General features: G+C 61.0%; 32 protein-coding genes and 1 other RNA gene. 20 read left to right on the forward strand and 13 right to left on the reverse strand.

Features of this window, described 5'->3' with window-relative positions; all coding sequences use genetic code 11:
* Nucleotides 1-35 precede the first annotated feature (35 nt).
* From ACODSV_RS06515 to ACODSV_RS06525, 3 genes are read left to right on the forward strand one after another with little or no spacing between them, the layout of a single operon-like run.
* On the forward strand, nucleotides 36-1,493 hold the full coding sequence (locus ACODSV_RS06515) for a PAAR domain-containing protein (RefSeq protein ID WP_454844052.1): 1,458 nt from the start codon (nucleotides 36-38) through the stop codon (nucleotides 1,491-1,493).
* On the forward strand, nucleotides 1,490-2,104 hold the full coding sequence (locus ACODSV_RS06520) for a hypothetical protein (protein WP_150055098.1): 615 nt from the start codon (nucleotides 1,490-1,492) through the stop codon (nucleotides 2,102-2,104). Before ACODSV_RS06515 ends, ACODSV_RS06520 begins: the two co-directional genes overlap by 4 nt.
* Nucleotides 2,101-2,427, forward strand: coding sequence for a DUF2515 family protein (locus ACODSV_RS06525; RefSeq protein WP_454844053.1), 327 nt, complete (start codon nucleotides 2,101-2,103; stop codon nucleotides 2,425-2,427). The genes ACODSV_RS06520 and ACODSV_RS06525 overlap by 4 nt, the downstream gene beginning before the upstream one ends.
* A gap of 322 nt (nucleotides 2,428-2,749) precedes the next feature.
* On the opposite strand, the gene gspD is transcribed toward ACODSV_RS06525, so the two are convergent.
* The 12 genes from gspD to ACODSV_RS06585 form a co-directional block, all read right to left on the reverse strand.
* Entirely contained in the window at nucleotides 2,750-4,972 is a 2,223-nt protein-coding gene (gspD, locus tag ACODSV_RS06530; RefSeq protein WP_150054230.1) for a type II secretion system secretin GspD, read from the reverse strand.
* A complete protein-coding gene (locus tag ACODSV_RS06535; RefSeq protein WP_024076405.1) occupies nucleotides 4,969-5,493 on the reverse strand; it encodes a general secretion pathway protein GspN in 525 nt (174 codons plus the stop codon). The genes gspD and ACODSV_RS06535 overlap by 4 nt, the downstream gene beginning before the upstream one ends.
* Nucleotides 5,490-6,101 (reverse strand): type II secretion system protein GspM, encoded by a 612-nt coding sequence (gspM, locus tag ACODSV_RS06540; protein ID WP_024076406.1) that lies wholly within the window; start codon nucleotides 6,099-6,101, stop codon nucleotides 5,490-5,492. Before gspM ends, ACODSV_RS06535 begins: the two co-directional genes overlap by 4 nt.
* Nucleotides 6,076-7,119, reverse strand: coding sequence for a PilN domain-containing protein (locus ACODSV_RS06545; protein WP_150054229.1), 1,044 nt, complete (start codon nucleotides 7,117-7,119; stop codon nucleotides 6,076-6,078). Before ACODSV_RS06545 ends, gspM begins: the two co-directional genes overlap by 26 nt.
* The gene (locus ACODSV_RS06550) at nucleotides 7,116-7,841 is read right to left on the reverse strand and encodes a hypothetical protein (RefSeq protein ID WP_024076408.1); all 726 of its coding nucleotides are present in this window, start codon (nucleotides 7,839-7,841) and stop codon (nucleotides 7,116-7,118) included. The genes ACODSV_RS06545 and ACODSV_RS06550 overlap by 4 nt, the downstream gene beginning before the upstream one ends.
* Entirely contained in the window at nucleotides 7,838-8,467 is a 630-nt protein-coding gene (locus tag ACODSV_RS06555) for a type II secretion system protein GspJ (protein WP_069076603.1), read from the reverse strand. The genes ACODSV_RS06550 and ACODSV_RS06555 overlap by 4 nt, the downstream gene beginning before the upstream one ends.
* A complete protein-coding gene (locus ACODSV_RS06560; RefSeq protein ID WP_069076602.1) occupies nucleotides 8,464-8,832 on the reverse strand; it encodes a type II secretion system protein in 369 nt (122 codons plus the stop codon). The genes ACODSV_RS06555 and ACODSV_RS06560 overlap by 4 nt, the downstream gene beginning before the upstream one ends.
* Nucleotides 8,829-9,260, reverse strand: a complete 432-nt coding sequence (locus ACODSV_RS06565) for a type II secretion system protein (protein ID WP_150054228.1) — start codon at nucleotides 9,258-9,260, stop codon at nucleotides 8,829-8,831. Before ACODSV_RS06565 ends, ACODSV_RS06560 begins: the two co-directional genes overlap by 4 nt.
* 9 nt (nucleotides 9,261-9,269) lie before the next feature.
* Nucleotides 9,270-9,695 carry a type II secretion system major pseudopilin GspG gene (gene gspG, locus ACODSV_RS06570; protein ID WP_024076412.1) on the reverse strand — a complete coding sequence of 142 codons (426 nt, stop codon included), beginning with the start codon at nucleotides 9,693-9,695 and terminating at the stop codon, nucleotides 9,270-9,272.
* 20 nt (nucleotides 9,696-9,715) lie between these two features.
* Nucleotides 9,716-10,918 (reverse strand): type II secretion system inner membrane protein GspF, encoded by a 1,203-nt coding sequence (gspF, locus tag ACODSV_RS06575; RefSeq protein ID WP_069076599.1) that lies wholly within the window; start codon nucleotides 10,916-10,918, stop codon nucleotides 9,716-9,718.
* Nucleotides 10,915-12,645, reverse strand: a complete 1,731-nt coding sequence (gene gspE, locus ACODSV_RS06580) for a type II secretion system ATPase GspE (protein ID WP_150054227.1) — start codon at nucleotides 12,643-12,645, stop codon at nucleotides 10,915-10,917. The genes gspF and gspE overlap by 4 nt, the downstream gene beginning before the upstream one ends.
* A 93-nt stretch (nucleotides 12,646-12,738) precedes the next feature.
* Nucleotides 12,739-12,963: a hypothetical protein gene (locus ACODSV_RS06585; protein WP_150054226.1), complete on the reverse strand. Its 225-nt coding sequence runs from the start codon at nucleotides 12,961-12,963 to the stop codon at nucleotides 12,739-12,741.
* 507 nt (nucleotides 12,964-13,470) lie between these two features.
* On the opposite strand from ACODSV_RS06585, the gene ACODSV_RS06590 reads away from it, so the two are divergent.
* Nucleotides 13,471-16,221 (forward strand): beta-glucosidase, encoded by a 2,751-nt coding sequence (locus tag ACODSV_RS06590; RefSeq protein ID WP_150054225.1) that lies wholly within the window; start codon nucleotides 13,471-13,473, stop codon nucleotides 16,219-16,221.
* A gap of 347 nt (nucleotides 16,222-16,568) precedes the next feature.
* Here the strand turns inward: ACODSV_RS06590 and ACODSV_RS06595 are convergent, their stop codons facing one another.
* Nucleotides 16,569-17,225, reverse strand: a complete 657-nt coding sequence (locus tag ACODSV_RS06595; protein ID WP_150056221.1) for an XRE family transcriptional regulator — start codon at nucleotides 17,223-17,225, stop codon at nucleotides 16,569-16,571.
* A 242-nt stretch (nucleotides 17,226-17,467) separates the two neighbouring features.
* Between ACODSV_RS06595 and ACODSV_RS06600 the strand changes: the two genes are divergently transcribed.
* The 16 genes from ACODSV_RS06600 (at nucleotide 17,468) to ACODSV_RS06675 (ending at nucleotide 25,588) form a co-directional block, all read left to right on the forward strand.
* Complete coding sequence (locus ACODSV_RS06600) at nucleotides 17,468-17,806, forward strand: helix-turn-helix domain-containing protein (protein ID WP_150056222.1); 339 nt, start codon at nucleotides 17,468-17,470, stop codon at nucleotides 17,804-17,806.
* Nucleotides 17,807-17,808: 2 nt separating this feature from the next.
* Nucleotides 17,809-18,249 carry a hypothetical protein gene (locus tag ACODSV_RS06605; RefSeq protein WP_150056223.1) on the forward strand — a complete coding sequence of 147 codons (441 nt, stop codon included), beginning with the start codon at nucleotides 17,809-17,811 and terminating at the stop codon, nucleotides 18,247-18,249.
* Complete coding sequence (locus tag ACODSV_RS06610; RefSeq protein WP_150056224.1) at nucleotides 18,242-20,275, forward strand: DNA-binding protein; 2,034 nt, start codon at nucleotides 18,242-18,244, stop codon at nucleotides 20,273-20,275. Before ACODSV_RS06605 ends, ACODSV_RS06610 begins: the two co-directional genes overlap by 8 nt.
* A gap of 24 nt (nucleotides 20,276-20,299) precedes the next feature.
* Entirely contained in the window at nucleotides 20,300-21,019 is a 720-nt protein-coding gene (locus ACODSV_RS06615; protein ID WP_150056225.1) for an AAA family ATPase, read from the forward strand.
* A gap of 3 nt (nucleotides 21,020-21,022) precedes the next feature.
* On the forward strand, nucleotides 21,023-21,634 hold the full coding sequence (locus tag ACODSV_RS06620; protein ID WP_223817928.1) for a hypothetical protein: 612 nt from the start codon (nucleotides 21,023-21,025) through the stop codon (nucleotides 21,632-21,634).
* On the forward strand, nucleotides 21,631-22,011 hold the full coding sequence (locus tag ACODSV_RS06625; RefSeq protein WP_150056226.1) for a hypothetical protein: 381 nt from the start codon (nucleotides 21,631-21,633) through the stop codon (nucleotides 22,009-22,011). Before ACODSV_RS06620 ends, ACODSV_RS06625 begins: the two co-directional genes overlap by 4 nt.
* Nucleotides 21,995-22,318, forward strand: a complete 324-nt coding sequence (locus ACODSV_RS06630; RefSeq protein WP_150056227.1) for a hypothetical protein — start codon at nucleotides 21,995-21,997, stop codon at nucleotides 22,316-22,318. The genes ACODSV_RS06625 and ACODSV_RS06630 overlap by 17 nt, the downstream gene beginning before the upstream one ends.
* Before the next feature lie 11 nt (nucleotides 22,319-22,329).
* Nucleotides 22,330-22,950 (forward strand): DUF3164 family protein, encoded by a 621-nt coding sequence (locus ACODSV_RS06635; protein ID WP_150056228.1) that lies wholly within the window; start codon nucleotides 22,330-22,332, stop codon nucleotides 22,948-22,950.
* Nucleotide 22,951: 1 nt separating this feature from the next.
* Nucleotides 22,952-23,230 (forward strand): host nuclease inhibitor protein, encoded by a 279-nt coding sequence (locus ACODSV_RS06640; protein ID WP_150056229.1) that lies wholly within the window; start codon nucleotides 22,952-22,954, stop codon nucleotides 23,228-23,230.
* Nucleotide 23,231: 1 nt separating this feature from the next.
* Nucleotides 23,232-23,648 carry a hypothetical protein gene (locus ACODSV_RS06645; RefSeq protein ID WP_150056230.1) on the forward strand — a complete coding sequence of 139 codons (417 nt, stop codon included), beginning with the start codon at nucleotides 23,232-23,234 and terminating at the stop codon, nucleotides 23,646-23,648.
* A gap of 8 nt (nucleotides 23,649-23,656) precedes the next feature.
* A complete protein-coding gene (locus ACODSV_RS06650) occupies nucleotides 23,657-23,878 on the forward strand; it encodes a hypothetical protein (RefSeq protein ID WP_150056231.1) in 222 nt (73 codons plus the stop codon).
* An RNA gene (locus ACODSV_RS06655) (hammerhead ribozyme type II) lies at nucleotides 23,877-23,947 on the forward strand. Before ACODSV_RS06650 ends, ACODSV_RS06655 begins: the two co-directional genes overlap by 2 nt.
* Nucleotides 23,948-24,226, forward strand: a complete 279-nt coding sequence (locus tag ACODSV_RS06660; protein ID WP_150056232.1) for a hypothetical protein — start codon at nucleotides 23,948-23,950, stop codon at nucleotides 24,224-24,226.
* Nucleotides 24,223-24,639: a gp16 family protein gene (locus tag ACODSV_RS06665; protein ID WP_150056233.1), complete on the forward strand. Its 417-nt coding sequence runs from the start codon at nucleotides 24,223-24,225 to the stop codon at nucleotides 24,637-24,639. Before ACODSV_RS06660 ends, ACODSV_RS06665 begins: the two co-directional genes overlap by 4 nt.
* Complete coding sequence (locus ACODSV_RS06670) at nucleotides 24,636-25,082, forward strand: Mor transcription activator family protein (protein WP_150056234.1); 447 nt, start codon at nucleotides 24,636-24,638, stop codon at nucleotides 25,080-25,082. Before ACODSV_RS06665 ends, ACODSV_RS06670 begins: the two co-directional genes overlap by 4 nt.
* Nucleotides 25,082-25,588 carry a DUF4339 domain-containing protein gene (locus ACODSV_RS06675; protein WP_150056235.1) on the forward strand — a complete coding sequence of 169 codons (507 nt, stop codon included), beginning with the start codon at nucleotides 25,082-25,084 and terminating at the stop codon, nucleotides 25,586-25,588. The genes ACODSV_RS06670 and ACODSV_RS06675 overlap by 1 nt, the downstream gene beginning before the upstream one ends.
* Nucleotides 25,589-25,661: the final 73 nt, after the last annotated feature.

Genomic DNA, 25,661 nt, shown 5'->3' on the forward strand with positions numbered 1-25,661 from the left:
GTGCTTGTCCCAGTTAACAAAAGGACATATCTGGCATGCGACGCTATTTTATTACGCGAGGAGCGAAGACCACCGCTGGCGGTACCGTCATCGAAGGTTTTAGGGGCTTCGGCGTCGACGGGGTAGACATTGCCCTTGAAGACCACGAGGTGCTTTGCCCGGCATGCCAGGCCACGGGCGTCATTGTCTGTATCGGCCCGCGCCTGAACACGAACGTGCACGGGCGAAAAATCGCGCTGTCGGACGACATCTGTCGCTGCAAATGCGACCCGCCCCCTCGCCTGATCGCCGACCAGTTCAAACGGGGTCAGACCATTACCACCGCAACATCCACACAAACCAGATCCGCCCCTGAGCAAACCGCAACTCACGCGCCAGCCACAGCACGTTCGCCAAGCCATACACCCACCCCCTCCTCTTCCTCGGCAAAGCTCAACGACATCATCGAATCAGGCTGCGAACGCAATTGGCGGTTCTATCAGAAACAGGCGGAAGATCTCATAGCACCGGGCGGCAGGCTGATCGCAGACCCCAGGCTGCGCAACCGAATCATCAACTCTGCCTACGCCCAACTCTGGCGGCTCGACAATCGTTTTCAATGGGCTGGGCTGGCGGCCTTTGCCTCAAAGCAAGTGGGCTGTGGCCTGCTGCATGCGGCTGAATCCATCGAGAAGATTCAGGCGGAATACGAGGCTGAGCGGCAGTTGAGAAGCCGCGCTCGAAAAGGATTTTGGGGGTTATTCAGTGCCGAAGAGCGTGAGCGGCGGGAGAAACTACAGGAGTACGAGCAGCGTCGGCGAGACCATGAGCAGGCCAGCCGCAACAACCCAGTGCCAACTTTTGACTGGCGGCAAGAGGGTGAGGCGTTTTCAAGCGTCCAACAATTTTACCTGCATGTGTATGAAAAGCTGGCAATGGGGAATACCACCCTGTTTTTGGATGTGTTTCCGTTGCATGCGTTTTATAAGGAGCGGGGGTTGGAGTTGCTGGAAACTTGCCTGTCTTTTCGCCAGAACATTTTTGAGAACGGGTCGCAGCCGGTGTTATGGCCGGCGGGACAGGAGAAGTTAAAGTTTGGGGCTGATTATCCGGAAATATTGCAAGCCTTCAAAGCAATTGACGAAGGCAATATCGCCAAGAGTGTTGAATATCTAGCAGACCATGAACAACGAAATATCCTTCAACCAACAATGTATACCGACCAAAAATTGGTCGCGCTGCTGCGTAGCAACCATCTTTCTTACGTCACAGGAATACCGTCAGGGGTCGCTCAAGCCATTGAACTGACACTGACCAGCCAATGCCGCGCTGTTGAAGACGGACGAACCGTTAAATTCAGCAAATCACCCGTCGCCAACCTAGCCGATATCGAACAACGAATGGCTTTCGTGCTCAGGGCTGCGACCCAGTTTGACAGGTTGCTGGATAGTCGTGAGCGGCATCGAGTCGAATTGGCGCTAGAAGATATCGCTGAAGGACGGGGCCTCCGATGATCGAGGTTTCGCAGATCGGGCTGCGACGTATCGTGCTCGGAGGCGTCATTACGATACTTCTCACGTGGTTAGCGATGCACCTCGGCACCGATGAACCGGAGATTGCGTTGACGCCTGGCGAACCCTGGGAAGACATGCGCCAACGCTCCAGCGCAAAGATTGGCCCTACTATTCCGGGACATCACTGGTTCAGGGCTCCCAAGTCCGATGCCCGACTACGTCTCGTAGACCCTCAATACGGATTCATGACTCCTTTAGCCCGCTTTTTCACAATAGGCTTCGAGGATGAGCGAGTCGACGGTGTTCGCATGTCCCCTCAAGTCGAACCCTTGCTGCTAGACGACACCTTAAAGGTCATTCTGGATTTGCAGGAGCAATGGCGTAAGGCGGGCTGGGAGCCCATCCGCGTCGCGTCTAACCCTCCATTCGCCGATACTCCGGAATGGCGTGCCCGGCTGCGAAACGTGAACCGGGGCGGCACGTCCTATTGGCGAGCAAGTGATAAGTACCAAGTGATGCTAGTGGTGGGACGATTCAAGGACGATAAACGCCCGACAGAGGAGCGTTATCTAATGACGCTTTCACTAGCCCCCCCTTGGGGGCCTCCATGAATGCCTCTCTGAGACAAGTGGCGGCTGAGTCTATCGAGAAGACTCAGGCGGAATATAAGCAGGCCAGCCGCAACAACCCAGTGCCAACTATTGACTGGAGGCAAGAGGGTGAGGCGTTTTCAAGCATCCAACAACTTTACCTGCATGTGTATGAAAAGCTGGCAATGGGGAATACCACGCTGTTTTTGGATGTGTTTGCGTTGCATGCGTTTTATAAGGGTGGGCCTGCTGCGCAGCAACCACCTGTCCTACATCACAGACATCCCGTCCGGCGCCGCGCAAGCTGTCGAACTGACTCTGGCAAGCCATTGCCCCCCCCATGATTCGACTTGCTCCCGCAGAGGGTGAGCCACAGAAGCATCAACTGACACTCCCCCATCGGGGCATAGGTATCTACACAACTTTTCAGCCCCCGACAAATCCCCCTGTGGCGAGCGGGCTTGTCCCGCGTTGGGCTGCGAAGCAGCCCCAAAACCAGCCTCTACAGAGTGTCTGATACACCGCGTTCTTCTTTACTGGGGCCGCTACGCAGCCCAACGCGGGACAAGCCCGCTCGCCACAACAGACCTATCTGCCGGGCGCTCAACGTTGAGCCAACGTTGTGTAGATACCTATGCCCATCGGGGGCAAGCCCCCTCCCACATTTCAGTTAGCCGGCTTCAACAACTGCATCTGCTGGCGATAATCATCCGTCACCTGCCGCGCCTGGCTGCTGCTGGTAATCACCCTGGGCGTAATCAGCACAATCAACTCCGTGCGGTCCTTGGACTTGCTGGTATTGCCAAACAACCAGCGCAACCCCGGAATCTTCCCAAGGTAAGGCACCGCACTGACGCTCTCTGCGTTGTCCTGCTTGATCAAACCGCCCAGCAACACCGTTTGCCCACTCTGCACCGCGACCTGGGTCGATACCGAGCGCGTGGAGATACGCGGGTTGGCCTGGGTGTCGTTGCTGGACGCCTGCTGGTCCTGGGCATCGCTGACCTGCTGCTGAATATCCATGTACACCAAACCACCCGGATTAATCCGTGGCACGACGTCGAGGATCACCCCAGTCTGCACATATTCAACACTGCTCAACGTGGTGTCGGAGGTGCCGGTGTTGACCGTGGTCTGGCTGATCGGGATGTTGTCGCCCACCTGAATCTGCGCCGGCTGGTTGTTCATCACCACCAGCGACGGCGCCGACAGCACCTGGGTGCGGCCGTTGGTTTCGAGGGCGTGCAGGGCCACTTGCAGGTTGGAACTGACGAAGGAATAGAACAACGAATCCGTCGCCCCCAACCCTGCCCCGCCGCCGCCCAAGGCGCCTTGGCTGCCGGCGGCGTTGCCCACGGTGGTGCTGGTGGAATTGCCCGCCAGGCGACCGAGGTACCACTGCACACCAAGGTCCAGCTCACCCGTGAGCTTGACCTCGAGGATGCGCGTTTCGATCTGCACTTGCAGCGGTGGGTTGTCGAGGCGCTTGATCGCCGATTCGATCTCTTTCCACTGCACCGGGCGCGTGCGCACCAGCAGTTGGTTACTGCTTTTTTGCGCGGTGATGCGGGTGCCGGCGTCGAGGCTTTTGGCCGGGGCGTCTTCGCTCGCGCCCTGCTCGGCGTTGTCCTGCTCGGCTTCGGGTGCCTGCTCGTCATCCTCCGCAGGCGGCTGGTTGCTATTGAGGTTGTTGCTCAGGCCACCCGGCGTGCTGCCGGAGGTGCTGTTGGTGCCCGCCGAGGACAAGGTTGCGGTGCGCAAACCGGGGGCGACCTTGGCCGGTGTGTCGTCCTTGATCGCGCCCGTGCCGTAGATCTGCCGCAGGTACTTGGCCAGGTCGGTGGCCTTCATGTTGCGCACGTCGTAGACATACATCTGCGGCTCGTTGCCGCCGCCCTCGTCGATGGTGTGAATCCAGTCGCCGACTTCGCTGAGGTACTGCGGCTGCGATGAGATCGCCACCACCGAGTTGGTCCGCTCGATGGGCAAAAAGCGCACCATGCCCGCCAGGGGCATGCCGCTGTCGGGGCCGAACATTTTTTGCAGCTCGGGCATCAGCTCGGCCACCGACGCGCGTTGCAGGCCGAACACGCCCACCGACATGCCCTTGAGCCAATCCACGTCGAAGGTGTCGATGGTGTCCTGGTAGTTGGCCAGTTCCTCGGGAGTGCCGGCCAGGCTCAGCACATTGCGCGCCGGGTCCACCAGCAGGAAGGCGTTCTCGCGAGCGAACGGCTTGAGCAGTTTCTGCATCTCGGTAGCCGAGATATAGTGCAGCGGAAACAGGCGCGCCGACAGGCCACTGGACGGTTGCGACACGCGCATCTCCGGCACCAGCTTGCCCGCTACCGCCTGGTTGGCCGGCAGGATCACATAGCGGTTGCCCTGCTTGATCATGGCGTTATCGGTCCACGACAGCAGGGTCTCCAGAATCGACAAGGCCTGCTGCTTGTTCACCGGCTTGGAGGTGGAAAAGCTGACATTGCCCTTCACACCCTGGGCGATGCTGTAGTTCTCGTGCAGCAGGTCGCCCATCACGCTGTTGATCACGGCTTCGATCGGCTGGTCAGCGAAGTTGAAGACGATGTCGCCGCTGCCCTCCTCCTTGGCGGCCGAGACCGCGGCCGGTTGGCGCACGAACTGCTGGTTGCCACGTATCAACTGGCGCTGGGGCGGGGTTTTCGCCTGGGGTTGGCCGCTGTCGACCGGGGCCTGTTCGCTGGCCGGGTCCACGGGCGGGCGCTGCGAACCGGTGCCCTGCATCGCCTCATGCAACAGGGCCTCGTCCGGGTCGAGATGCTCAGGGAATGTGCCGCAGCCACCGAGGGAAACGGCGGTGGCCAGGCAGAACACGGTGGTGCGCAAGGCGCCAGGGAAGGTATCGATCAAGGGGTGGACTCGTGAGGAAGGGTAATCGGGGCGGTAGTGGACGGCGGCGGCAAACGCAGGGCACGCAGGCTCAGGGTTTGCGTGCGACCGTCGAGTACAAAGCGCGCATCGCGGGGCGTGAGGTGTTCCAGGCGCCAGCCATTGGGCAGGGTCTGGCCCTGGTGGACCTTGAGCGGTGGGCCATCGGCACGTTTGAGCAGCGCCACGCGCAGGTCGCCGTCGAGGACGATACCGGTCAGCACCAGGCTCGACAGGCTGGAGACGGCCGCCTGGCCCACCGCACGGTCAGGGCTGCGGTCGGGGCTGAACAGCGGTGCTTGCCAGGTGCCGGCCAGGCTTTCGAGGGTCGCGCTGGGTGCCACCAGTACCTTGGCGGCGGTATTGGCGCGCGCATCGGGGGCCGGCGCCGGCAACCACTGCGGCGCATCGCCGATGCTGCTGAGGATGCCGACCATCAGCAGGCCCAGCAGCCCGGCCACACCGAGCAACAGCCATTCCAGGGGACGCAATGCATTGATCATCGCTGCACCTGCCGGGCGGCGGCCGGTTGCAGGTAACCGCGCACCAACAGGTGCACCACCAATTGTCCGGCGCCGCCGCTGGCCGGCGCGTTCGGCGGGCGGCGGATGCTCATCTCGTCGACAAACAGAAATGGCCGCTGGTACTCCAGTTCATGCAGGATCGCGGTCAACGGCTCGATGGCGCAGTTGAGGGTCAGGCTGACCTTGACCTGGCGATAGGGCTCGGCGTCGTCCTGCTCCGGGGTGATGGGCATGCGCTGGGTCAGGCTGCAACCGCCACCGAGGCCGGCGCGGCTGTTGATCAGGTCGGCGATGCGCTGCATCAGGTCCGCCGCCACCGCACTGGGGTCGTCGCCGGGCAACAGGCTGGTGCTGCTGGCCGGGTCCTGCCGCGCTTGCTCCAGCTGTTGGCGCAGGCTGTCGCCCTGGCGCAACACACCGGCGTAGCGTTGCTGCTGTTCACGCAACTGCTCGGCCTGCTCGCCCATGCTGCGCAGGGGGCCGGCGAACCAGCTGTCGATCAACAGCCAGTAACCGGCGCCGAGCACCAGGGCCAGGGCGATCAGGGCCGCGCCACGGCGTTCACGGGGTGTCAGTGGTCGGCGCATCGGCGGCCTCCTGGTGCAGGTGGGCGCGCAAGGAAAACTGATCCTTGCCGGTTTGCGCATCGGGTTGGATCACCCCTTCGAACTGGGCGTTTTCCAGGCTGTGGCAGGCCTTGATCCGGGTGATCAGCGCACTGGCCTTGGCGCTTTGCCCGGAGAAGGACACATCGGCGCCGTCGTTGACTTCCAACTGGTCGAGCCAGGTGTCCGACGGCAGGCACGCGGTCAGCTCGTTGAGCAGCGCCGCCAGCGGCGGTTGAGCGGCCTTGCGGCGAATCAGGTACTGGGCGGCGCCACGGGTATTGAGCAGTTGCTGGCGCAGGGCCTGGATCTCGGCGACCCGGGCTCTCTGCTCGCGCACACTGTGCTGCATGGCATCGAGCACGCGCTGGCGGTCGTTGAGCCACAACAGCATCGCCGCAATCACCAAGGCGCCGCACAACCACGGCAGGCTGCGTTGCAGGCCCTTGCCCTGGGGGCGCTGGCGCGGGCGCAATGGCGCCGGCAGCAAGTCGATGCCCATGGGGTTGCCTGCGCTATCGGCGACATCCACGGCATGGGGCTGCAAGCCGAGGGCGCTGCAGTCGATAAGGATCTGGTCGAGGCGCTCACGCAGGATCGCTACCAGCGTGACATGCAGGTGGCTGGGGGTGCGGCGTTCCTGGCGCGCGACAAAGTACAACTGGGCGGCGTCGAACGGCGTGAAGCGGTCCAGTTCATAGCCGACCACCGTCGACAGGTTGCGCGCCGCCGCCGGAGGCAATTGCAGGGTTTGCACCAGCACTGTTTCCGGGGGCAGCACCAGCACCTGACGCGCTTCGCCAGGGCGCTTTTCGACCGCCGCGGTCAACGGCCAGGCGTAGACACGCTCGGGGATATCGGCGAACGACAACCACGCCGGCAGGCAGCCACGCAGCTCCTTGAGCCACAGGCGCCAGCCCAGTTGCAGCAGGCTGCCGCGCCAGCGCTGGGTGATGGGCTGTGCCAGCGCCTGAAGCCGCGCGGTTAGCTGTTCGTTCATTCTTGCCAACGTAGGACTCGATAAGGTTGTGCGCTGCCTTGCGCGGGGCTCAATAACACGGTGGCTTGCACCTGGGCGTGGTAACCGCCGGGGCGTTGTGCGCGACTGCTGACCACCAGCACGTCGCCGGGATCGGCACCCACCGCACTCGGGTGCGGCAGGTTCAGCGCGCGGCGCATCACGGCACTGGCAAATGCCGGATCAGGCCGGTCCAGGCCACTCCACAGGCTGATCTCGGGCACCAGTTCGCTGTACAGCGCCTGGGTCATGCCCGGCAGCTGGCGCACTTCTTCCACCACCCGAAACGGCGCCAGGCCCTGGTTGCGGCGTACTTCCAAGGCTCTGGCAAGCTGCTTGGCCTGGGCCTGGGTCGCACCGCAGGCCAGGGCCAGGCGGGCGAAATCGCCCACTTCGGCGCTGTTCAAATACAACTTACCGCGCTCGCTGTGCAGGCTGACGCGCAGCTGCGCATCGTCGAACACCAGCGCGATTTCACGCCCGTCGGCAATCCACTGCTTGCGCTGCAACGGGTCCGCGACGGCCTGCATTGCCAGCGCCACCCCGGCCTCGGCGGCCAGCACCGCCTGGGTGTGTTGACGGTGCCAGGCGGCCTGGCGCGTTTCCAATTGCACCCAGCCGGCCAGGCCGCCCAACAACAGGCTGAGCAAGGCCAGCACCCACAGCACCAGCAGCAGGGCCACACCGCGTTGATGCTTGATCATTCGGGCGCCCCGCCGGACAGGTTCAGGCGCAAGGCAACCACCTGGGTCACCCATGGCACCGGCCCATTCACCCGCGCGTCAATCCGCACCGCGTATGGCAGGCGCTTGGTCCACGGCCACGTACTGATCCAGCCGGTGGCCTGGCCCTTGGGCGACACGCCGCGATAGCTGAATTGCAGATCCTCGACATCCTTCAACAACACTTGCGGCTCACTGCGCGAGGCCGGGACGCTGACTTGCGCCGCGGACTCAAACCGTGCGAACGCCACCTGCAAGTCGCGCTGCGATTCAGGCCCCACCAACTGCAAGGTGAAGCGCTGAATCCCGCCACCGAGCACACCCGGCAAGGTCGCGACAAATTGCATGCGCTGGGGGCCACCGGCAAAAAAGCCATCGGTCTGGCTGTCGTCCTCGGTCACATCCAACGGCAACGCCTCGCTGATGGCGGTGCGTAAAAACTGTTGCGCGGCGCGCATTTCATCCAGGCTGACCGTGTAGCGCTGGGCCTTGAGCACGGCGCGATTGGCGCCCAGCAAGGCGCCGCCGACGAGGGTCAGCAACACCCCGAGCAGGCTGAGAACGATCATGATCTCAAGCAAGGTGAAGCCCTGCTGACGCGCCTTCACAAGCCAGCCCCGAGGCCGGCAGCGCGCAGTTTCAAGGTGCTGAAACTGGCACGGCGCGGGCCTTCGCTGACGGTGAGATCCAGGCGAAACAGATGCGCCTGGCCAACGCGGCTGGGCTGTTGGGCGATGCGCAGTTGCCAGGCGATACCGTCCAACTCGCCCTGGCGTATGCCACTGGCCAAAGGCCCGGTGCCTTCCTGATCCATCACACTCAAGGCCGCATGCGTCAGGCGGTCGCTGTGGGACACCTGCAACAACGAGCGCGCGCTCTGGCCGAAGGCGACCAGCAGCACCGTGCTACAGATCGCCATCAGCGTCAGCGCGGCGAGCATTTCCAGCAAGGTAAAACCCGCCTGGCGCTTCATGGCAGCGCCTTGGACTGCACGCTGCCGGTCAGCCAGCCGATGTCGATGCGCCAACGCCGACTGCCGTTGGCCAGCAACACATGGCCCCCCGTGGAACTGCCATCGGGATAGAAATCCACTGCCGCACCGGCTTGCTCGGCGGTGTGCAGGGTCACTTGCAGCCCGGCCGGCCAATACTTTTTCGGACGGTCCGGCGCCTGCACGCTGAGGTTGCGCAAATCGAACACAGTGCTTTCGGTGGTGCCGTTGACAATCGCCCGCGCCCGCGTGCTGCGCAATGCCTCGACCACCTGCCCGACGGCCTGGCGTTCTTTGGCGGCGCGCAGGCCTTGTTGCAGGCCAAACCCGACCAAACCGGCCGCGATGCTGATCAAGACGATCACCACCAGCATTTCCAGCAGGGTAAAGCCGCGTTGGGCGTTGGCCATGGTCGTGGGTTATTCCCAGTTGCCCAGGTCGGCGCTGTAGCCTTCGCCGCCGGGCTGGCCGTCCTGGCCGTAGAAAATCAGGTCGAACGCACCGTGCTCACCCGGGAAGCGGTAGCCGAAGGCATGGCCGAACGGGTCCTTGAGGTCTGACGGCTTGGCGTACGGCCCGGCCCAACCGGCGCTGTTGCCCGGCTTGTCGACCAGTTGCTGCAGGGTCTTGGGCGGCGAGCCAACGTCCAGGCCGTAGCTTTCGATCTTCATGCTCAAGCTGGCCAGTTGGGCCTTGCCCGCGCCGTACTTGCCCTTGTCCACGTTGCCGCCGACCTGGCGGACCACGATGGTCGCGACGATGCCCAGCAGCACGATCACCGCGAGCATTTCCAGCAAGGTAAAACCGCCCTGGCGGCGGGCGGGCTTGAATCGGGTATGGCGCATCAGCGTGTTTCCTTAAGGGTTCATATATTGCTGGTCAGGCTCATCAGCGGCAGCATGATCGCCAGCATGATCACCGCCACCAGCACCGCCATGACCACGGTCAGGGACGGCACCAGCGCGGCGAGCAGGCGGTCGATGCCGCGTTTGGCTTCGACGTCGAACACCTCGGCGACCTTGAGCAGCATGCTGTCGAGTTCGCCGGCCTGTTCGCCGACTTCAATCATTTGCAACGCCAGATCGGGCAACAGCGGCTCGCTGCCGAAAGCGCTGGCCAGGGTGCCGCCGCCTTTGACCGACTCGGCGGCCTGGGCGACCTGGGCTTGCAGGGCGCGGTTGGTGCAGACCTGGCGGGCAATCACCAGCGCTTGCAGCAGCGCCACACCGTTGCTGAGCAGCGTGCCGAGGGTGCGGGCCAAGCGGGCGGCTTCGACCCGTTGCAGCAGCGGGCCGATGATGCGGATGCCCAGCACGCGGCGGTCATAGCGTTCGCGGCGCTGGGGGTCGCGTAGACGTGCGGCCAGGGCCCATGCGCCGACAATCAACCCGGCCAGCACCACCAGGCCGTAGGCCCCGAGGAATTGGCCAAGGCCCAGGATCACCTCGGTGATCAGCGGAATCGGCACGCCCAGGTCCTTGAAGATCGGCACGAACTGCGGCACCACGTACGCCAGCAGCAAGGCCAGCGAACCGAGCACGCCGACCACCAGAAAGGCCGGGTAGATCAACGCGTTGATCACTTCGCCCCGGAGTAACTGGCTGCGTTCCAGGTAATCGCTGAGCTGGCGCAGGGTGTCTTCGAGGGCGCCGCCCGCCTCACCGGCGCGGACCATACTCAAGTACAGCGGCGAGAATTGACTGCCCTCCGCCTCCAGCGCCTTGGATAACGGCTGGCCGGCCTTGACCTGTTCGCGGATGCGCTCGATCAACGCGCGGGTCTGCGGCTGGCCGGGCTGCTTGAGCAGGATGCCCAGGGAACGCTCCAGCGGCTGACCGGCGCCCAATAGGGTGGCCAACTGTTGCGTGAAACTGACCAGCGCCGCGCCGTTCAACTGGCCCCGGCCGAAGGCCTTGCGCAGGCCCTGGGCGCCCGCCACCTCGATCTGCAACAGCAACAAGCCACGCTTGTGCAGCGCGGCGACGGCGGCGTCCTGGTCCTTGGCTTCGAGGGTGCCGTTTTGCGCCTGGCCCTGGCCGTCGAGGGCACGGTATTTGAACAGGCTCATGCGCCCTCTCCACGGGTGACGCGCAGCACTTCTTCAAGGGAGGTGACACCCGCCACGGCCTGGCGCAGGCCTTCTTCATGCAAGGTGCGCAGGCCGCCACGGCGGGCGGCCTGTTCGAGGGTGGCGGCGTCGGCCTGGCGCATCAGCAGGCTGCGCAGTTCGTCGTTCATCACCAGCAGTTCGGTGATCGCACTGCGGCCGTGGTAGCCACCGCCCGGCGCATCGGCGCGGGGGCGATAGAGCAGGATCGGGCGCTGCTCGGTAAACCGATCCAGGCCGTGCTCGGCGATCAATTCCGCAGGGGCTTCGAAGGCTTCGCGAGTGGCCGGGTCCAGGCGTCGCACCAGGCGCTGGGCGAGGATGCCGTTGACGGTCGAGGCAATCAGGTAGCTTTCGACGCCCATGTCGAGCAAGCGCGTGATACTCGCGGCCGCGCTGTTGGTGTGCAGGGTCGAGAGCACCAGGTGGCCGGTGAGGGACGACTGGATGGCGATGCGGCAGGTTTCCAGGTCGCGGATTTCACCGATCATGATCACGTCCGGGTCCTGGCGCACGATGGAGCGCAGCGCACCGGCGAAGTCCAGGCCGATGGCCGGCTTGACCTGAATCTGGTTGATGCCTTCAAGCTGGTATTCCACCGGGTCTTCGACGGTGATGATCTTGCGCTCGGCGGTATTGAGCCGTGACAACGCGGTGTACAGGGTGGTGGTCTTGCCCGAGCCGGTGGGCCCGGTGACCAGCAGGATGCCGTGGGGCCGCTCGAGCACTTCGAGGAAGGTTTCCAGGCGCTGGCCATCAAAGCCCAGGCTCTGGAAATCGAATTGCACGGTCTGGCGGTCGAGCAAACGCATGACCACCGATTCGCCAAAACTGGTGGGCACCGTGGACACCCGCAAGTCCAGCTCCTTGCCCTGGATGCGCAGCATGATGCGCCCGTCCTGGGGCAGGCGCCGCTCGGCGATGTCCAGGCGCGCCATGATCTTCACCCGCGAAATCACCGCCGCCGAAGAACTGGACGGCGGGGCTTCGGCTTCGTGCAGCACGCCGTCGATGCGGTAGCGCACCTTGAGCTGGTTTTCGAAGGGTTCGATATGAATATCCGAGGCACGATGTTCCACCGCGCGCTGCAGGATCAGGTTGACCAGGCGAATCACCGGCGCTTCGGAGGCCATGTCCTTGAGGTGTTCGATGTCTTCCAGGGCACTGCCCTGCTCGTCGAGGTTTTCGATCAGGGTGCCCATGGCCGAACGGCCCTGGCCGTAGTAGCGCTCGATCAGGGTTTCGACTTCGTTGCGCGGGCCCACGGCCAGCCACACGGATACGCCGCAGGCATAGGCGATGGCCTGGAACGGGTAGACCAGCGACGGGTTGGCCGCCAGTACCCGCAGGCCGCCCTGGCTCCAGCCCACGGGCACCACCTGGTAGTGGTGCATGAAGCGTTCGGTCAATACCGGCAACGGATCAAGCAGCGGCGGCGCCGCATCGGCCAGCAGCAGCGGTGCGCCGAGCAGGTCCGCCCAGGCACGGGCCAGTTCCACTTCCGAGACCAGCCCTAAACGTGTGAGCAGGCCGAGCAACTCGGCATCGCCGCCCTCCTGGGACAGGCGCCGGGCGCGCTCCAGGTCAACGGTTTTCAACCCAGCGTATTGCATCAGCCACGCGCAGACCTGTTCGGTGTGCGGGATGTGCAGTTGGCAGGCATCGATGGGCGTTGAGGAACTGGGCATGGGTAAAAATCTGAGGGGCGATGTTCTAAAGGGCTATGGGAAACCCTTGTGGGAGGGGGCAAGTCCCCTCCCACAGGGGACCGCGTTTCCCCGTTAGTTCGAGGTCTTCGGCGCGGCCTGGCTGCTGTTCAGCGGCCGCCCGCCTTTGGTGGTTTCGGTCTTCTGCTTCTTGGCCGCCTTGGCATCGTGGCTCTGGGTCAGCACGGTGGAATCAGCGGCGCCTGACTTGGCATCCGCGTCGGTGGCATCAGCCGCCATCACCGCACCACTTAGCGCAACGCCCAATACAACACCGACACCCAACAGGGAAATCTTCATCAACTTTCTCCAGATCAAAAACAGCAAATAGCCCAAGTGGCGCCTTGAACTCGATCAAGACCCTACACCAAAGCGTTGTGTATGACAGCTTGTGTAAACATGGCACTTTAGAACCATCGAGCAATGCCATTAGTTAGCCATGCCAGGATGTTTTTTGTTAAACCAATCGACTGGTAGGTTTAGTCTTAGTTCCAGAACGTAAGAAATTATTTCTTATTTCACGCAAAAATTAGCTTTCGTTTGACTTACAAGCGCAAGAATTGCCTTAATTATGCCGTTTTCGCGGTTCAAAATGCCATCCCGTGATATCGCTTAGACACTACCTACAACAATAACCAATACAATTATTACACTTATAAAACTGCGAATTTCGCCAAATAGTTGCAATTAGCCATCGGTTAAAAATTGCGATCACGGGCAACTTTTGCCCAGAAAAAAGTGACGAGATGCAGTGCAATACGCACTTCTCGGCGCGCCATGTTTACTGAACTGTTGTCGGAGAGTCCCATGAATAAACGCAAAATGATCGGTGCACAGTCGGCATTCGCCCTGCTGGCACTGGCCGTGTCCCAGGTGCATGCGGCCACCAGCCCCGCCCTGGATGAAGGCCGGGTAAGCCGCGCGGAAAAAGCCGCGGACAAGACCCTGGCGAAGATGACGATGGAAGAAAAACTCGCCTACATCGGCGGCACCGGAGGCTGGGACGTCAAGCCACTGACCCAGTACGGCATCCCGCAGATTCACGGCGCCGATGGCGGCGTGGGCGTGCGCTACACCAGCGAAGGCAATGCGCAGGGCGTGGTCTACCCGTCGGGGCCGAACCTGGCCGCCAGCTGGAACCCACGTCGCGCCATCGACCTGGGCCGTGCCCTGGGCTATGACACCGCCAGTGGCGGCTATCAGTTCGTCACCGGCCCAGGCGTGAACCTCTACCGCATGCCGTACAGCGGCCGGGCGTTCGAGTACTTGTCCGGTGAAGATCCGTTCCTGGGCGCCAGCCTGGGGCCGGCGGTGATCAACGGCATTCAGTCGCGTGGTGTGTGGGCCAACGCCAAGCATTTCGCCGCCAACGACCAGGAAAGCAACCGCTTCCACCTCAATGAAATCATCAGCGAGCGCGTGCTGCGCGAGATGACCCTGCCGCCGTTCGAGTCCGCCTCGAAGAACAGCAAGGTCGCGATGATGATGTGCGCCTTCCAGCAGGTGAACGGCGAGTTCGCCTGCCAGAACAAGCACCTGATGCGTGACATCCTCAAGACCGAATGGGGCTACCCAGGCTTCGTGCAGAGCGACTACAACGCAGTGGTCAACGGCTTGCCGGCGGCACAGGCGGGTACCGACCTGGACATGATGGGCTACCAGATGAACAGCACCATCCTCAAGCCGTACCTGGACAGCGGCGAGCTGAGCAGCGCGACCATCGATGACAAGGTGCGCCGCATCCTCAAGCAGATCTACCTGTACAAGTTCGACAGCAAGGCGCCGCTGACCAGCCACAACATGAACAGCGCCACCAGCAACCGCGTGGCCCTGAACGCTGCCCGCGAAGGCATCGTGCTGCTGAAAAACCAGCACAGCCTGCTGCCGCTGGACGCCAAAAAGGTCAAGCGCATCGCCGTGGTCGGCACCCTGGCCAAGTACGCGCCACCTACCGGTTTTGGCAGCGCCAACGTCATGGCCGCCAACTACATCAGTGAGCTGAGCGGCTTGCAGCAACTGGCGCCGGGCGCCAAGGTCGAGTTCATCGACGGGCTGTCCCTGGACCCCGCCACCTCGACCTGGACCCACGCCGACAGCCATGGCAACCGCGTCAAAGGCTTGAAGACCGAGTTCTTCAGCAACACCAACTGGTCCGGCGACCCGGCCGCCAGCCGCACCGACACCCATGTCGACCTGGACTGGTCCACCGACAGCCTCCCAGTGAACGGCGATACCGCCGCCACCTCGATTCGCTACAGCGGCCAGATCACCCCGACGGTCAGCGGCGAGCAGGTGTTCAAGGTGCGTGCCGACGGCGCCGTGCGCCTCTACGTCAACGGCCAGAAAGTCCTCGACAACGGCGACGGCAAACCGCTGCCGAACAACAGTATTCCGCCGACCATTCCGGTGTTTGCCAAGGTCAACCTGGAAGCCGGCAAACCGGTCGACATCAAGCTGGAATACTCACGCCGCAACGGCTACCTGTCGACCATGGGCGGCCTGGTGGGCGTGCAGATGAGCTGGGCCTCGCTGGTGGCACCGCAGGACCTGGCCCAGTACGACGCGGTATTGGTCGCGGCCGGTAACAGCAATGAATACGAAGGCGAAGGCTTCGACCACAGCTTCGACCTGCCCGAGTACCAGAACCTGCTGATCCAGAGCATCGCCAAGGTCAACCCGAATACCGTGGTCACCCTGCACGGCGGTACCGGCTTGAAGATGAGCGACTGGATCGACCAGGTACCGGCCGCGCTGCATGCGTTCTACCCTGGGCAGAACGGCGGCCAGGCATTGGCGGAGATCCTGCTGGGCAAGGTCAACCCGTCGGCCAAGCTGCCGATCAGCATCGAGCGCAACATCGAAGACAACCCGATCTACGCGACCTTCCCCAAGTTCGACAACCAGGAAACCCTGGCCGAGATGAGCTACAAGGACGACCTGTTCCTGGGCTATCGCGGCTACGAGAAAAAGGGCATCAAGCCGCTCTACCCGTTCGGCTACGGCTTGTCGTACACCACCTTCGGCTACAGCAACATCAGCGTGACCCCTGGGGTGGCGGTGGCCGGTGCGCCGATCAAGGTGTCGTTCGACCTGGCCAACACCGGCAAGGTCGCGGGCGCCGAAGTGGCCGAGTTGTACGTGGGCCAGAACAACCCGAAAGTCGAACGCGCGATCAAGGAACTCAAGGGCTACAAGAAAGTGTTCTTGAAGCCGGGCGAGAGCAAGCGCGTGACTATCGAGCTCAACGATCGCTCGCTGGCCTACTACGACGTGGCGAGCAAGCAATGGGTCGTGGATGCCGACAGCTTCAACCTGTCGGTGGGCGCGTCGTCCCAGGACATTCGCCTGAACGCCAAGCTGGTCAACCCGTTCCGCCAGGAACTGTCGACCACCACCAGCAACCCACTGCCGCGCTCGGCGCTCAACTCGACGCTACGTGAATCGGCGGTGAAGACCGGCGGTGTGCTGCATCAAAATGAAGGGGATAGCGGCACCAGCGACGGTGATGGCTATGACATGAGCGATGACAGCAGCCAGGGCAGTGCCACCGGTAACTGACCTCTGTGGGAGGGGCGGTGCGACGATTCGACTTGCCCCCGATGAGCATGGGTATCTACACAACGTTGTATTAGCCAACGGTAACCACGATGCGAAGTGTGGGGAGGTTCTAGATATGGCACTGGCAGGAAGTCAGTGGGATGAGGCGGGATATAGCGGGAGATAGTGCGACGGGCCAGGCGGGGTAAGGGTTTGAGGAAAGAGCCGACCCTCAAACCGATGCCAAAGCATCGCCAAGCAATAAACAGATCAAATTCAGTTCAGGCGTTGGCCTGGTGCCAGTTTAGCGGAATCTTTGGCACCGGGCGTCAACGCCGTCTCGGTACAGTGCTATTACACCGTGTCCGTTAGATCCAACCGCCAGCCCATACCACGCGGCCAATTATCTCCAGGTTGTTCAACTGATCCCTGGGGACAACCATATCGCGGTAGGCCTTGTTCTCACTGATGATGTGAATAGACCCGTCGAACTGCCGCTGGAGCCTTTTCGCATAGAGATGGTCATCCAGCCGGATGACGTATACAGCCTCTCCCTCAAGCGAGCTGCGGCTGTGGTCAATCATCACCGTATCGCCATCGCTTAGAAGCCCCTCCATCGAATCCCCGTCCACTCGGATTGCGGACAGTCGCGCAGCGTCCAGGCCTTGCTTGCGAAGGGAGTACGCCGTGAACGCAAGCTGTGTTAGGACAGTGGCTCCTTCGCTCCAGGCGCCGTGCCCTGCACTACAGTGAGCGTCGTACAAGGGCACATAGGCGTACTTGTCGTCCCTAATGGACTGGGACGCAGCTCCTTTCAACTTCTCCCCCTCACCAGAGGCCAGCCAGCCAATATCAACGCCGACCGCCTTAGCGATGTCTACGCACCGCGCTACCTTGGGCTCACTCTGCCCGGTCAGGTAATACTCAAGGGTGCGTCGCGGGATAGCGGTAAGTCGCGCCAACTCATCGCCACTTCCAGCTATCTCAGCGCATTGCCGGATACGTTCCGCCAGCCCTTCACTCATTTCGCTTTCTCCCTTGAGCTATCCGAAACGGCATCCCTGCACAAAGCGAAATTTCGCTTTCTCGATAAAGCCTTACAGATCAAAGAGATAGACAAAATCAACCACCATCTAGCCAAAGATGGAAAGCGAAACGCCATTTTTCGCTTTACCACGTAGTTATATTTGGCTATGTTTATGCCCTAGGTAACGTTAGACATCCCAAAAAAACCACCCTTGCCGGTGGTTATGAATGGACGCTAGGCATGAACAAAACCGAAATCCCGCTTGATCCAGCCCAGCGATGGGAATGGATCAAATACCAACTTCGTACCCGAGGTACGTCACTCGCTATCTTGGCGCGTGAGCTTGACGTTACAGATGCTGCCGTCAAGAACGCCAAGCGCACCGCATATCCGCGAATGGAGCGAGCTATTGCCCGTGCGCTAGGCCTCAAGCCAATCGACTTGTGGCCCGAACGTTGGAACGCAAACGGCACCCCACACCGTATTCGGGTACAGCGCGCAGAACACAACGCAACTTCTAGCCAAGAGCATAACCCAGCTTATGCCCTTCGACACCGTAAAACCGGCACGGAGGGATAAACATGCGCCGTGTAAAGGATGATCGTACGTTAGACATCTTCTCTGTCCCACAGCCAGTTCTGGCTATCCCAGGGAATGGCAACAATGCTGCACAGGTCAGTGAACTGATCAGTGAGATTCTGAAAGGTTCCGATCTGGACCGTTACGAAATTGGTGCACGCATGTCTCGCTTATCTGGCGATGACGTCAGTAAGCACATGCTTGACGCCTGGTCGAGCCCAGCCCGAACAGACCATAACCTGCCGTTCTATAGAGCCCCCCTGCTTGAAGAAGTTTGTAGCAGTCACGTTTTAACCGACTGGCTGGTTGAGCAACGTGGTGGCCGCGTGGCTTACGGTCGCGATGCACTCAACGCGGAGCTTGGTCGTCTGGCGCGAGTTGCCGCTGACGCGACTAGGCAAGCACGCGAGCTTAAGAAGCTGCTGGGTGACGGCCATGCATAATTGGTATTCCGCCCGTGAATTGGCTGGTCTGCCTGGCATGCCGGGAACAGAGCGGGCAATTCAACTGCGTGCTAAACGCGAACGATGGGAAGGCCAAGGCCGTCTTGGCAGTAAGGCCGTCGAGTATCGTTTCGCTGCACTGCCGCCAGAAACCCAAGCCGCGTTAATCGCTGCCTCTGTATCTGATGTAGCACCAGAGTGCGCGCCGCTTACCGATTTAATAACTACTCAGCGTGACGCTGTTTCGGCGTCACGCTTGAGTGAAGATCAACGCTCTGTGATGACTGCTCGTCTGGCCTTCGTACGTGAAATCGAACGTATGAGCCAGACCATCAGCCAGCAACGCGCCATCGACACCCTGGTCTCTTTGGCAAAAGCTGAACAGCTCACCCCCTATTTGAATGGCCTGGTGCAGCGCGCCAACGACCGCAAGACCGGCGACCGCTCTTTGAGCGAGCGCACGCTTAAGCGTTGGCTGGCCGATTACCGCAAAGAAGGTGAAACCGGCCTGGCACCTGCTCGCCGTCAGAAAGACATGAGCCTCCCTACGTGGGCGGCGGCGTTCTTGGCCTGCTACCAGCGCCCAACCAAGCCCAGCGTCGAATCAGCCTATGCCGAGTTCGCCCAAAAGAACCCAGCCGAGCGCCCAAGCATCCACGTGGTCCGCCGCTTCCTTAAAAAGCTCAGCGCCGAAGCCCGCGAGCGCGGCCGTCGTACGCCGCAGGAACTCAAAGCCCTGCAACCGTTCAAGCGCCGCTCTACCAAAAGCATGTACCCCTGCGACGTATTCACCGCAGACGGCCACAAGTTCGACGCCGAGGTATTGAACCCGCGCACCGGCAAGCCTTACCGCCCGGAAGCAACCACGGTCCTCGATGTCGCAACACGCAAAGCCTTAGGCATTTCCATTGGTGAAGCCGAGTCCACCATCGGCGTAATGGACGCACTGCGTGATGCTATGCAGCACGGCATGTTCGCCATGTTTTACGTCGACAACGGCTCAGGCTTTGCCAACGACACCGTCCGTGAAGTGGTCGACCGTCTCGGCGGCACCATGACCCACGCGCTGCCGTACAACAGCCAGGCCCGCGGCCTTATCGAGCGTTCCCACCAGACGATTTGGGTCAACGCAGCCAAGAAACTGACCAGCTATATCGGCGCCGACATGGACAAGCATGCAGGCACCAAGGTGCATCGGATAGGCCGGAAAGAGCTGCGCGAAACCGGTCGTACCCGCCTGATTCCGACCTTTGCCGAGTTCATGGCCGGTGTCGAATACGAAATTGAAACCTACAACAACAGCCCGCACAGAGGGCTCGCCAAATTCCGCGATCCACTGACCGGCAAGCTGCGGCACATGAGTCCGAACGAAGCGTGGGAAGCCGCACGCGCCGAAGGCTGGGAGCCAATTATTGCTCCGGCCGAGCTGCTCAACGACCTGTCGCGCCCACAAGTCGTTCGTCCGACACGTCGCGGAGAAGTCACCTGGGCAGGTGAAACCTACTTCCTTGATGCCTTGCGCAGCTTTCATGGCGAAGAAATCCGTCTGGCCTACGACGTGCGTGACGCGTCCCGCGTTTGGGTCCGCACGCTTGAGGGCGACCTGATCGGTGAGGCACTGGTCGACGGCAACGCCTGCGACTACATGCCGAAAGCCATGATTGAGAAGGCCTACGACAAGCGCGAAAGCGGCCAGATGAAACGCGCTGTAGACAAGCTCGAAACGCTGACAGGCAAGCGCGTGGAAATGATTGCACCGACCAGCGCACCGTCGGCGCAGCTAAGCCTTGAACAGATGGCCGATGCCCGCCGTTTCGCTGAACTGTCAGCGCCAAAGCCCAAAGCCTTCGACCTGCCCACCGACCCAACTGCCCGCTATCGCCTCTGGAACCAGCTCGACGCCCGCCTCACCAGCGGCGAGCCGCTGTCGCCAGAGGAAACGCAGTGGCATTCCCGCTACCCGCAGCACCCGGACTTCACCTCAATTCAGCAAATGTTCGCGTTCGCCGAGCAGGCCCGCGCTTAACCCAAGACCTTTAGGAGTCGAATTATGAGTGTTACCAAGATTGTTCCCCTGACTAACGTCGGCCTTTTGTCTGCCGCCATTGCACGCACCCACAACCGTCCAGCCGGATTGCCTGGCCTGGTGGTGATGTACGGCGCAAGCGGCCTGGGCAAAAGCGTTGGCGCTGCCTTCGCCGCAAACCAGCACCGTGCCTACTACGTGGAGTGTCGCGACACCTGGAGCAAAAAGGCTTTCCTGCACGCCATCCTTCGCGAAATGAGCATCCAACCGGCCCCAACCATGTCGGTGATGGTCGACCAGATCGCCGAGCAGTTGTCCAAGAGCGGGCGCCCGCTGCTGATCGATGACGTGCAATACCTGCTCGAAAAGGCCGTAGCTAACGTCCTGACCGACATCTACAACGCCAGCGAAGGGACCATTGTCCTGATCGGCGAAGAACGTGTGCCCGGTAGCCTGGCGAAGCTGGAGCGCCTGCACAACCGAGTGCTGGAGTGGGTGCCTGCACAGCGAGCCACCCTCGACGATCTGCGCGCCCTGGCCGAGTCCAGCTACCCGGAATTGCACTTCGCCGATGATTTGCTGGATGACCTGCGCAAGAAGGTGAATGGCTGCCTGCGTCGCGTGGCGGTCAACCTTTACAAGGTCTACAGCGAAGCACGCGCCCGCTGCATTGACCGTGTTGACCTGGCTAGCTGGGGCTCCGACAGCTGGTTTACCGGCGAAGCGCCCGTGCGGAGGGTTTGAGGGATGCCTAGAGCCAGAGCTGATTTGGTGATGGTGGGCGGTAAGTCCCCTCGCCAATACATTTGGGAAGCTATCCGCGCTGTCAACGCCGGACCTAAAGCACTGACAACCTACGCTGTTGCGCGCAAATCGAACCAAGACGATCAGGCCGTACGTGCCTATTTCCGAGATATGGAAAAGGCCGGAATTGTCAGCAAAGTCCGCAACATAGACCGCCGCGATTCCGAATGGACGCTACTCAAAGACGAAGGCGTCGAAGCGCCACGGGTCAACCATCACGGCAAGCGTTCGACCCACGCAGGTGGTGTAGAAAACGTCTGGCGGGCGTTGCGCATCCTTGGGGAGTTCACCGCCGCCGAGGCCGCAGCCGCTGCCAGCGTTAACGGCGTATCCATAAGCGAGTATGGCGCTCAGGTTTATTTGTCGGGCCTGGCAAAGGCTGGCTACGTGACTCGCCGAGGCGGAACACCAGGCGTTAAAACGCGCTTTTGTCTGGTGCCGTCGCGGTATACCGGCCCCAAACATCCTATCTACCAGCGTGACTTCGATCAGGTCTACGACCCGAACTTGGATCAGGTGGTGTGGCGAAAGGCTGACCAGGAGGTGGCCCAGTGAACCAGGTCAATCTTGCGGCCTGGGGCCAGGACGCGCCGCTGTTTGTGCGCCTGCTTGCTGCGGAGGTTGCGGCCACCAACAAAACCAAGGCCGGCCAGCGCATCGGCATGAGCCGTACGGCCGTCAGCCTGATTCTTTCCAACCGCTATGCATCGCCCAGCACGGCCGGTGTCGAGCGGCGGGTAATGGAAACCCTCGGCCGCATTGAGTGCGTAGCCCTGGACGAGACGGTCACCACAGACCAATGCCAAAGCTATCGCGAAAAACCCGCGCCTACCCACAACCCGCAGGCCATGCAGCACTGGCGCGCCTGCCAACACTGCCCAATCAACCCCGACTGCTGCAACCAGGAGAACGCCCATGCTCGCCTCCATTAACCGCACGCAATTGAAAGTCCTGACCCCAACGCTGGCAGACCGTCTGCGAGTGTTCAACGCCGCCGCCCGCAATTTGCAGGCTCACGGCATTCGTGTGCAGGGCTTTCATCCGGCTGATAACCGCCTGGTGATCACCCCGGAAGCAGGTCAGCGCCTGATCAACCTAGGTCATACCGAGGGCTATCAACGCCATGGCACGGCCGGTAGCACCCGTTTCTACGTGCAATTCCAGGGCGTGACCCTGGAGTGGCGCGAACCCATCAGCGCCTCCCGTCCTGCCGACTGGTCGCGTCAGACTCTCCACTGAGGAACCTTGCAATGACACAACAACAAACTATTCCCGAAGGCTATCGCGTCGACGCGCAAAAGCGACTGATCCCGGAAATCCTGATCAAGCCTATCGACCTGGAGCGGGATGCCCTGGTACTCGGTCTGGTTGAAAAAGCCCGCGCCGCCAGCGATGTGCTGGCGAAGTTCAAGGCCTCGGCTTTCGGTGATATTGAAGCCTTTGTCGAACTCAGCGCCGAGCAGTACGGCGCCCAGATCGGCGGGAAGAAGGGAAATGTCAGCCTGATCAGTTTCGACGGGCGTTTCAAGATCATGCGTGCCGTTCAGGAAAGCATCGCTTTCGACGAACGCCTGCAGGCTGCGCGGGCATTGATTGACGAATGCCTGCGGGACTGGACCACCGGGGCGCGCCCCGAAGTGGTCACGCTGGTAAATGACGCCTTCCGGACTGACCAAAAAGGCGACATCCGAACAGCCCGCGTCCTGGCGTTGCGCCGTATGGAAATTACCGATGAACGCTGGCAGCGCGCCATGCAAGCCATCGGCGACGCCTGCCAGGTGGTTGGCTCCAAGTCCTACATCCGCGTGTATCAGCGTGTTGGTGATACCGACCAGTACGAACCCATCAGCCTAGATATTGCGGGAGTCTGAGATGAAAAAAACCATCACTGCCTATTGCTTCGCGTCGGGCCATATCGACTTCGGCGTCAGTCTCCCAGAGGGTGCCATTTCACTCGCCATCGGCGAAGAAAAGACAGTCCGCGATATCGTCAGTGTGAATGCGCGTCTGTCCCTCTTAGATAACGAAACGCTGTTTGTTCCTGGTGTGCCCGAGGCAGCGAGCCAGCGCGAAGGCATCACCGCTGTAGCCCACTTCATCCAACAGCTTGCCAAAAGCAACCAGTCTGGCTTCCGAGCATTGGGGGCCTGACATGCAGCGCTATCACGACACCCGAAGCGATCCGTTGCCGATGCATTCGCCGCAACACGACATCGAGCGCACCAACCTCGACCGCCTGACTGCGGAGTTCCTGGCACGCGGCGGCAAGGTCCAGAAAGTTGGTCACCAGATGAGCAGCGCCCCGGCGACGTTCACCATTAACCCGGAGCGGTCGCCGGTGTATGCCCATCTGTTTGCGCCTGCCACCTCGGTGGCAACACCGGAGACCGTAATGCCCGCCGAGGTTGACGGTCCCCACAACGATGTCCGCAAGCATGCGGCATTGATCATGGCCGATGCCACCTTGGGCAACTCGCCCAAATGGATCGCCCGCAAACATCACATGACTGAAAAGTACGTCCGCCAGGTCGCTCGCGACTATCACATCACCTTCCATAAGCAGCGCTAGGAATCCACATGGCCAAGATAACTATCACCCTGGAAGACCACCGCGACGACAACGGCAAACCTTCGGTCGCCGTCGATATGACAGGTGTACCTACTACCCACCTGGGAACACCTCACTCGACTGAAGCCGTACGCATCTTCAACAAGCTGTTCGACTTGGTTGCCAGCGAAAAGATGTTGGGTGCCATTCCTGCCTGTCGCTGGCAACCCACCACCACAACTCTTCAATAAGCGAAACCGTCCCGGTCATCCGGGATGGTCTGCCGGACGTGGTTGTCCGGTACTGATGAGCAGCCACCCATGACAGACGAAACACCCAAGCAGCGCAAAACCCGCCTGGCACGAGAGCGAAAGCGTGCCCAGCGCAAACGTGAGAGTGATAAGCGCCTGGCTATGGGGGCCAGCAAGCTCAAGATGGAAATCTACAGCGGCACCCAAAACGAGCTGGAACATATCCGCACTGCCGGGGAGTTCGACGAAACAGAGCATGCGCTCACGATGACTATTCATGGTGTAGCCGCACTGTCTCGAACCGACCCGGCAGCGTTCCAGCTACTGATCAAAGGAGGAAGACCATGACTACACGTAACCTGCAATTGAGCAAGATCCACATCGCCAAGAAGGACCTTGGACTGGATGACGAAACCTACCGCGCCTTGTTGAGCCGCGTGGCGGGTGCGCGTTCGGCCAAAGACCTGACGCCCCACCAGATCGGCGCTGTACTGGCCGAGTTCGCCCGCTTGGGCTGGGAGCCTACACCGGCTAAGAAGCAAGGTCGCAAAGCGCCGACGGCGGCGCCAGACCGAGTAAAACTTGTGGGCAAAATAGAGGCCTTTCTCGCCGAGGCCAAGCGTTCCTGGGCCTATGCCGACGGTATGGCCCTGCGCATGTTCAAGGTCGAGCGGGTGGAATGGCTGAACCCTCAACAACTTCAGAAAATGGTTGCGGCGCTGACCTATGATGCCCGCCGACACGCGAGGCCAGAGCGATGAACGAAGAACTGTTCCCGGATGACATCGATCAACTGGACGCCAAGAAAGTACTGGCGAACATGCAAGATCCCACGGTTATATCCCGCTGGGAGGGCTCATTGCGGGAAATGGTTGAAATTGCCGAGGCCAAGCTCCTGGTCGAAATTAAGCCGGGAGTGGAAGCCGCTGAACTAGCCCGGCATGTTGTCTTTGCGATTTGTTCTGTGATGGGCGGTCGAGTGGTTTACTTGCCACGGGGTGACGCACTCAAGCGGGCCTTGCGGGACGCCAAAATCTATCGGGATTGGAAAAATAACAACACCCCGATCCCTGATCTGGTCAGCAAGTACGACCTTGCGAACCAAACAATTTATGACATCATTCGCCGACAACGGGCGCTGCATCGAAAGAGTGAGCCCGACCTATTTGGCTACGAAGACGATCAAGGAAGGAGTATTCACTGATGAACCAGGCGCTATGGTTTTATGACGATGGCGGCTCTCGCGTAGGACCGTTCACCGAAAGCGATATCAAAGAACTTTTGAAAGTCAGCAAAATCAGACATGGGACTCTTGTTTGGAGGACCGGGATGGACACCTGGGCTCCAATAGAAACGACCGAACTAAAAGCGGAAGTCACGATACTCCCGCCTCCATTAAACAAGGACTCAATATCAAACCACTGGGCTTGGTTGCTGGCACTGTCGCCTCTACTGGGATTTGTTGATTTAGGTATCAACACAAGTGTCGGCGTTATCATCGGTTTGGTAGTGGTCATTGCCCTATGCGGCCTGGATTCTCGAAAGTTTCATCAAGCAGGCCACAACCCGCCGAGTATTTGGTGGTGCTTCATTCCACCTGTATATCTCTACATAAGGTCCAGTCGCTTGAAGGCGAATTACCTTCCGATGATTGCTTGGATTGTATGTAAAGTCTCACTGTTTATCGTGCCCCAACTTATTCGTTTGTGACTTCAAGCCCCGCCACCGAGCGGGGCTTTTTCTTAAACCCCGCTGATACTCAACCAATTACCCCCATACGTGA

Source organism: Pseudomonas sp. FG86 (assembly GCF_057808775.1).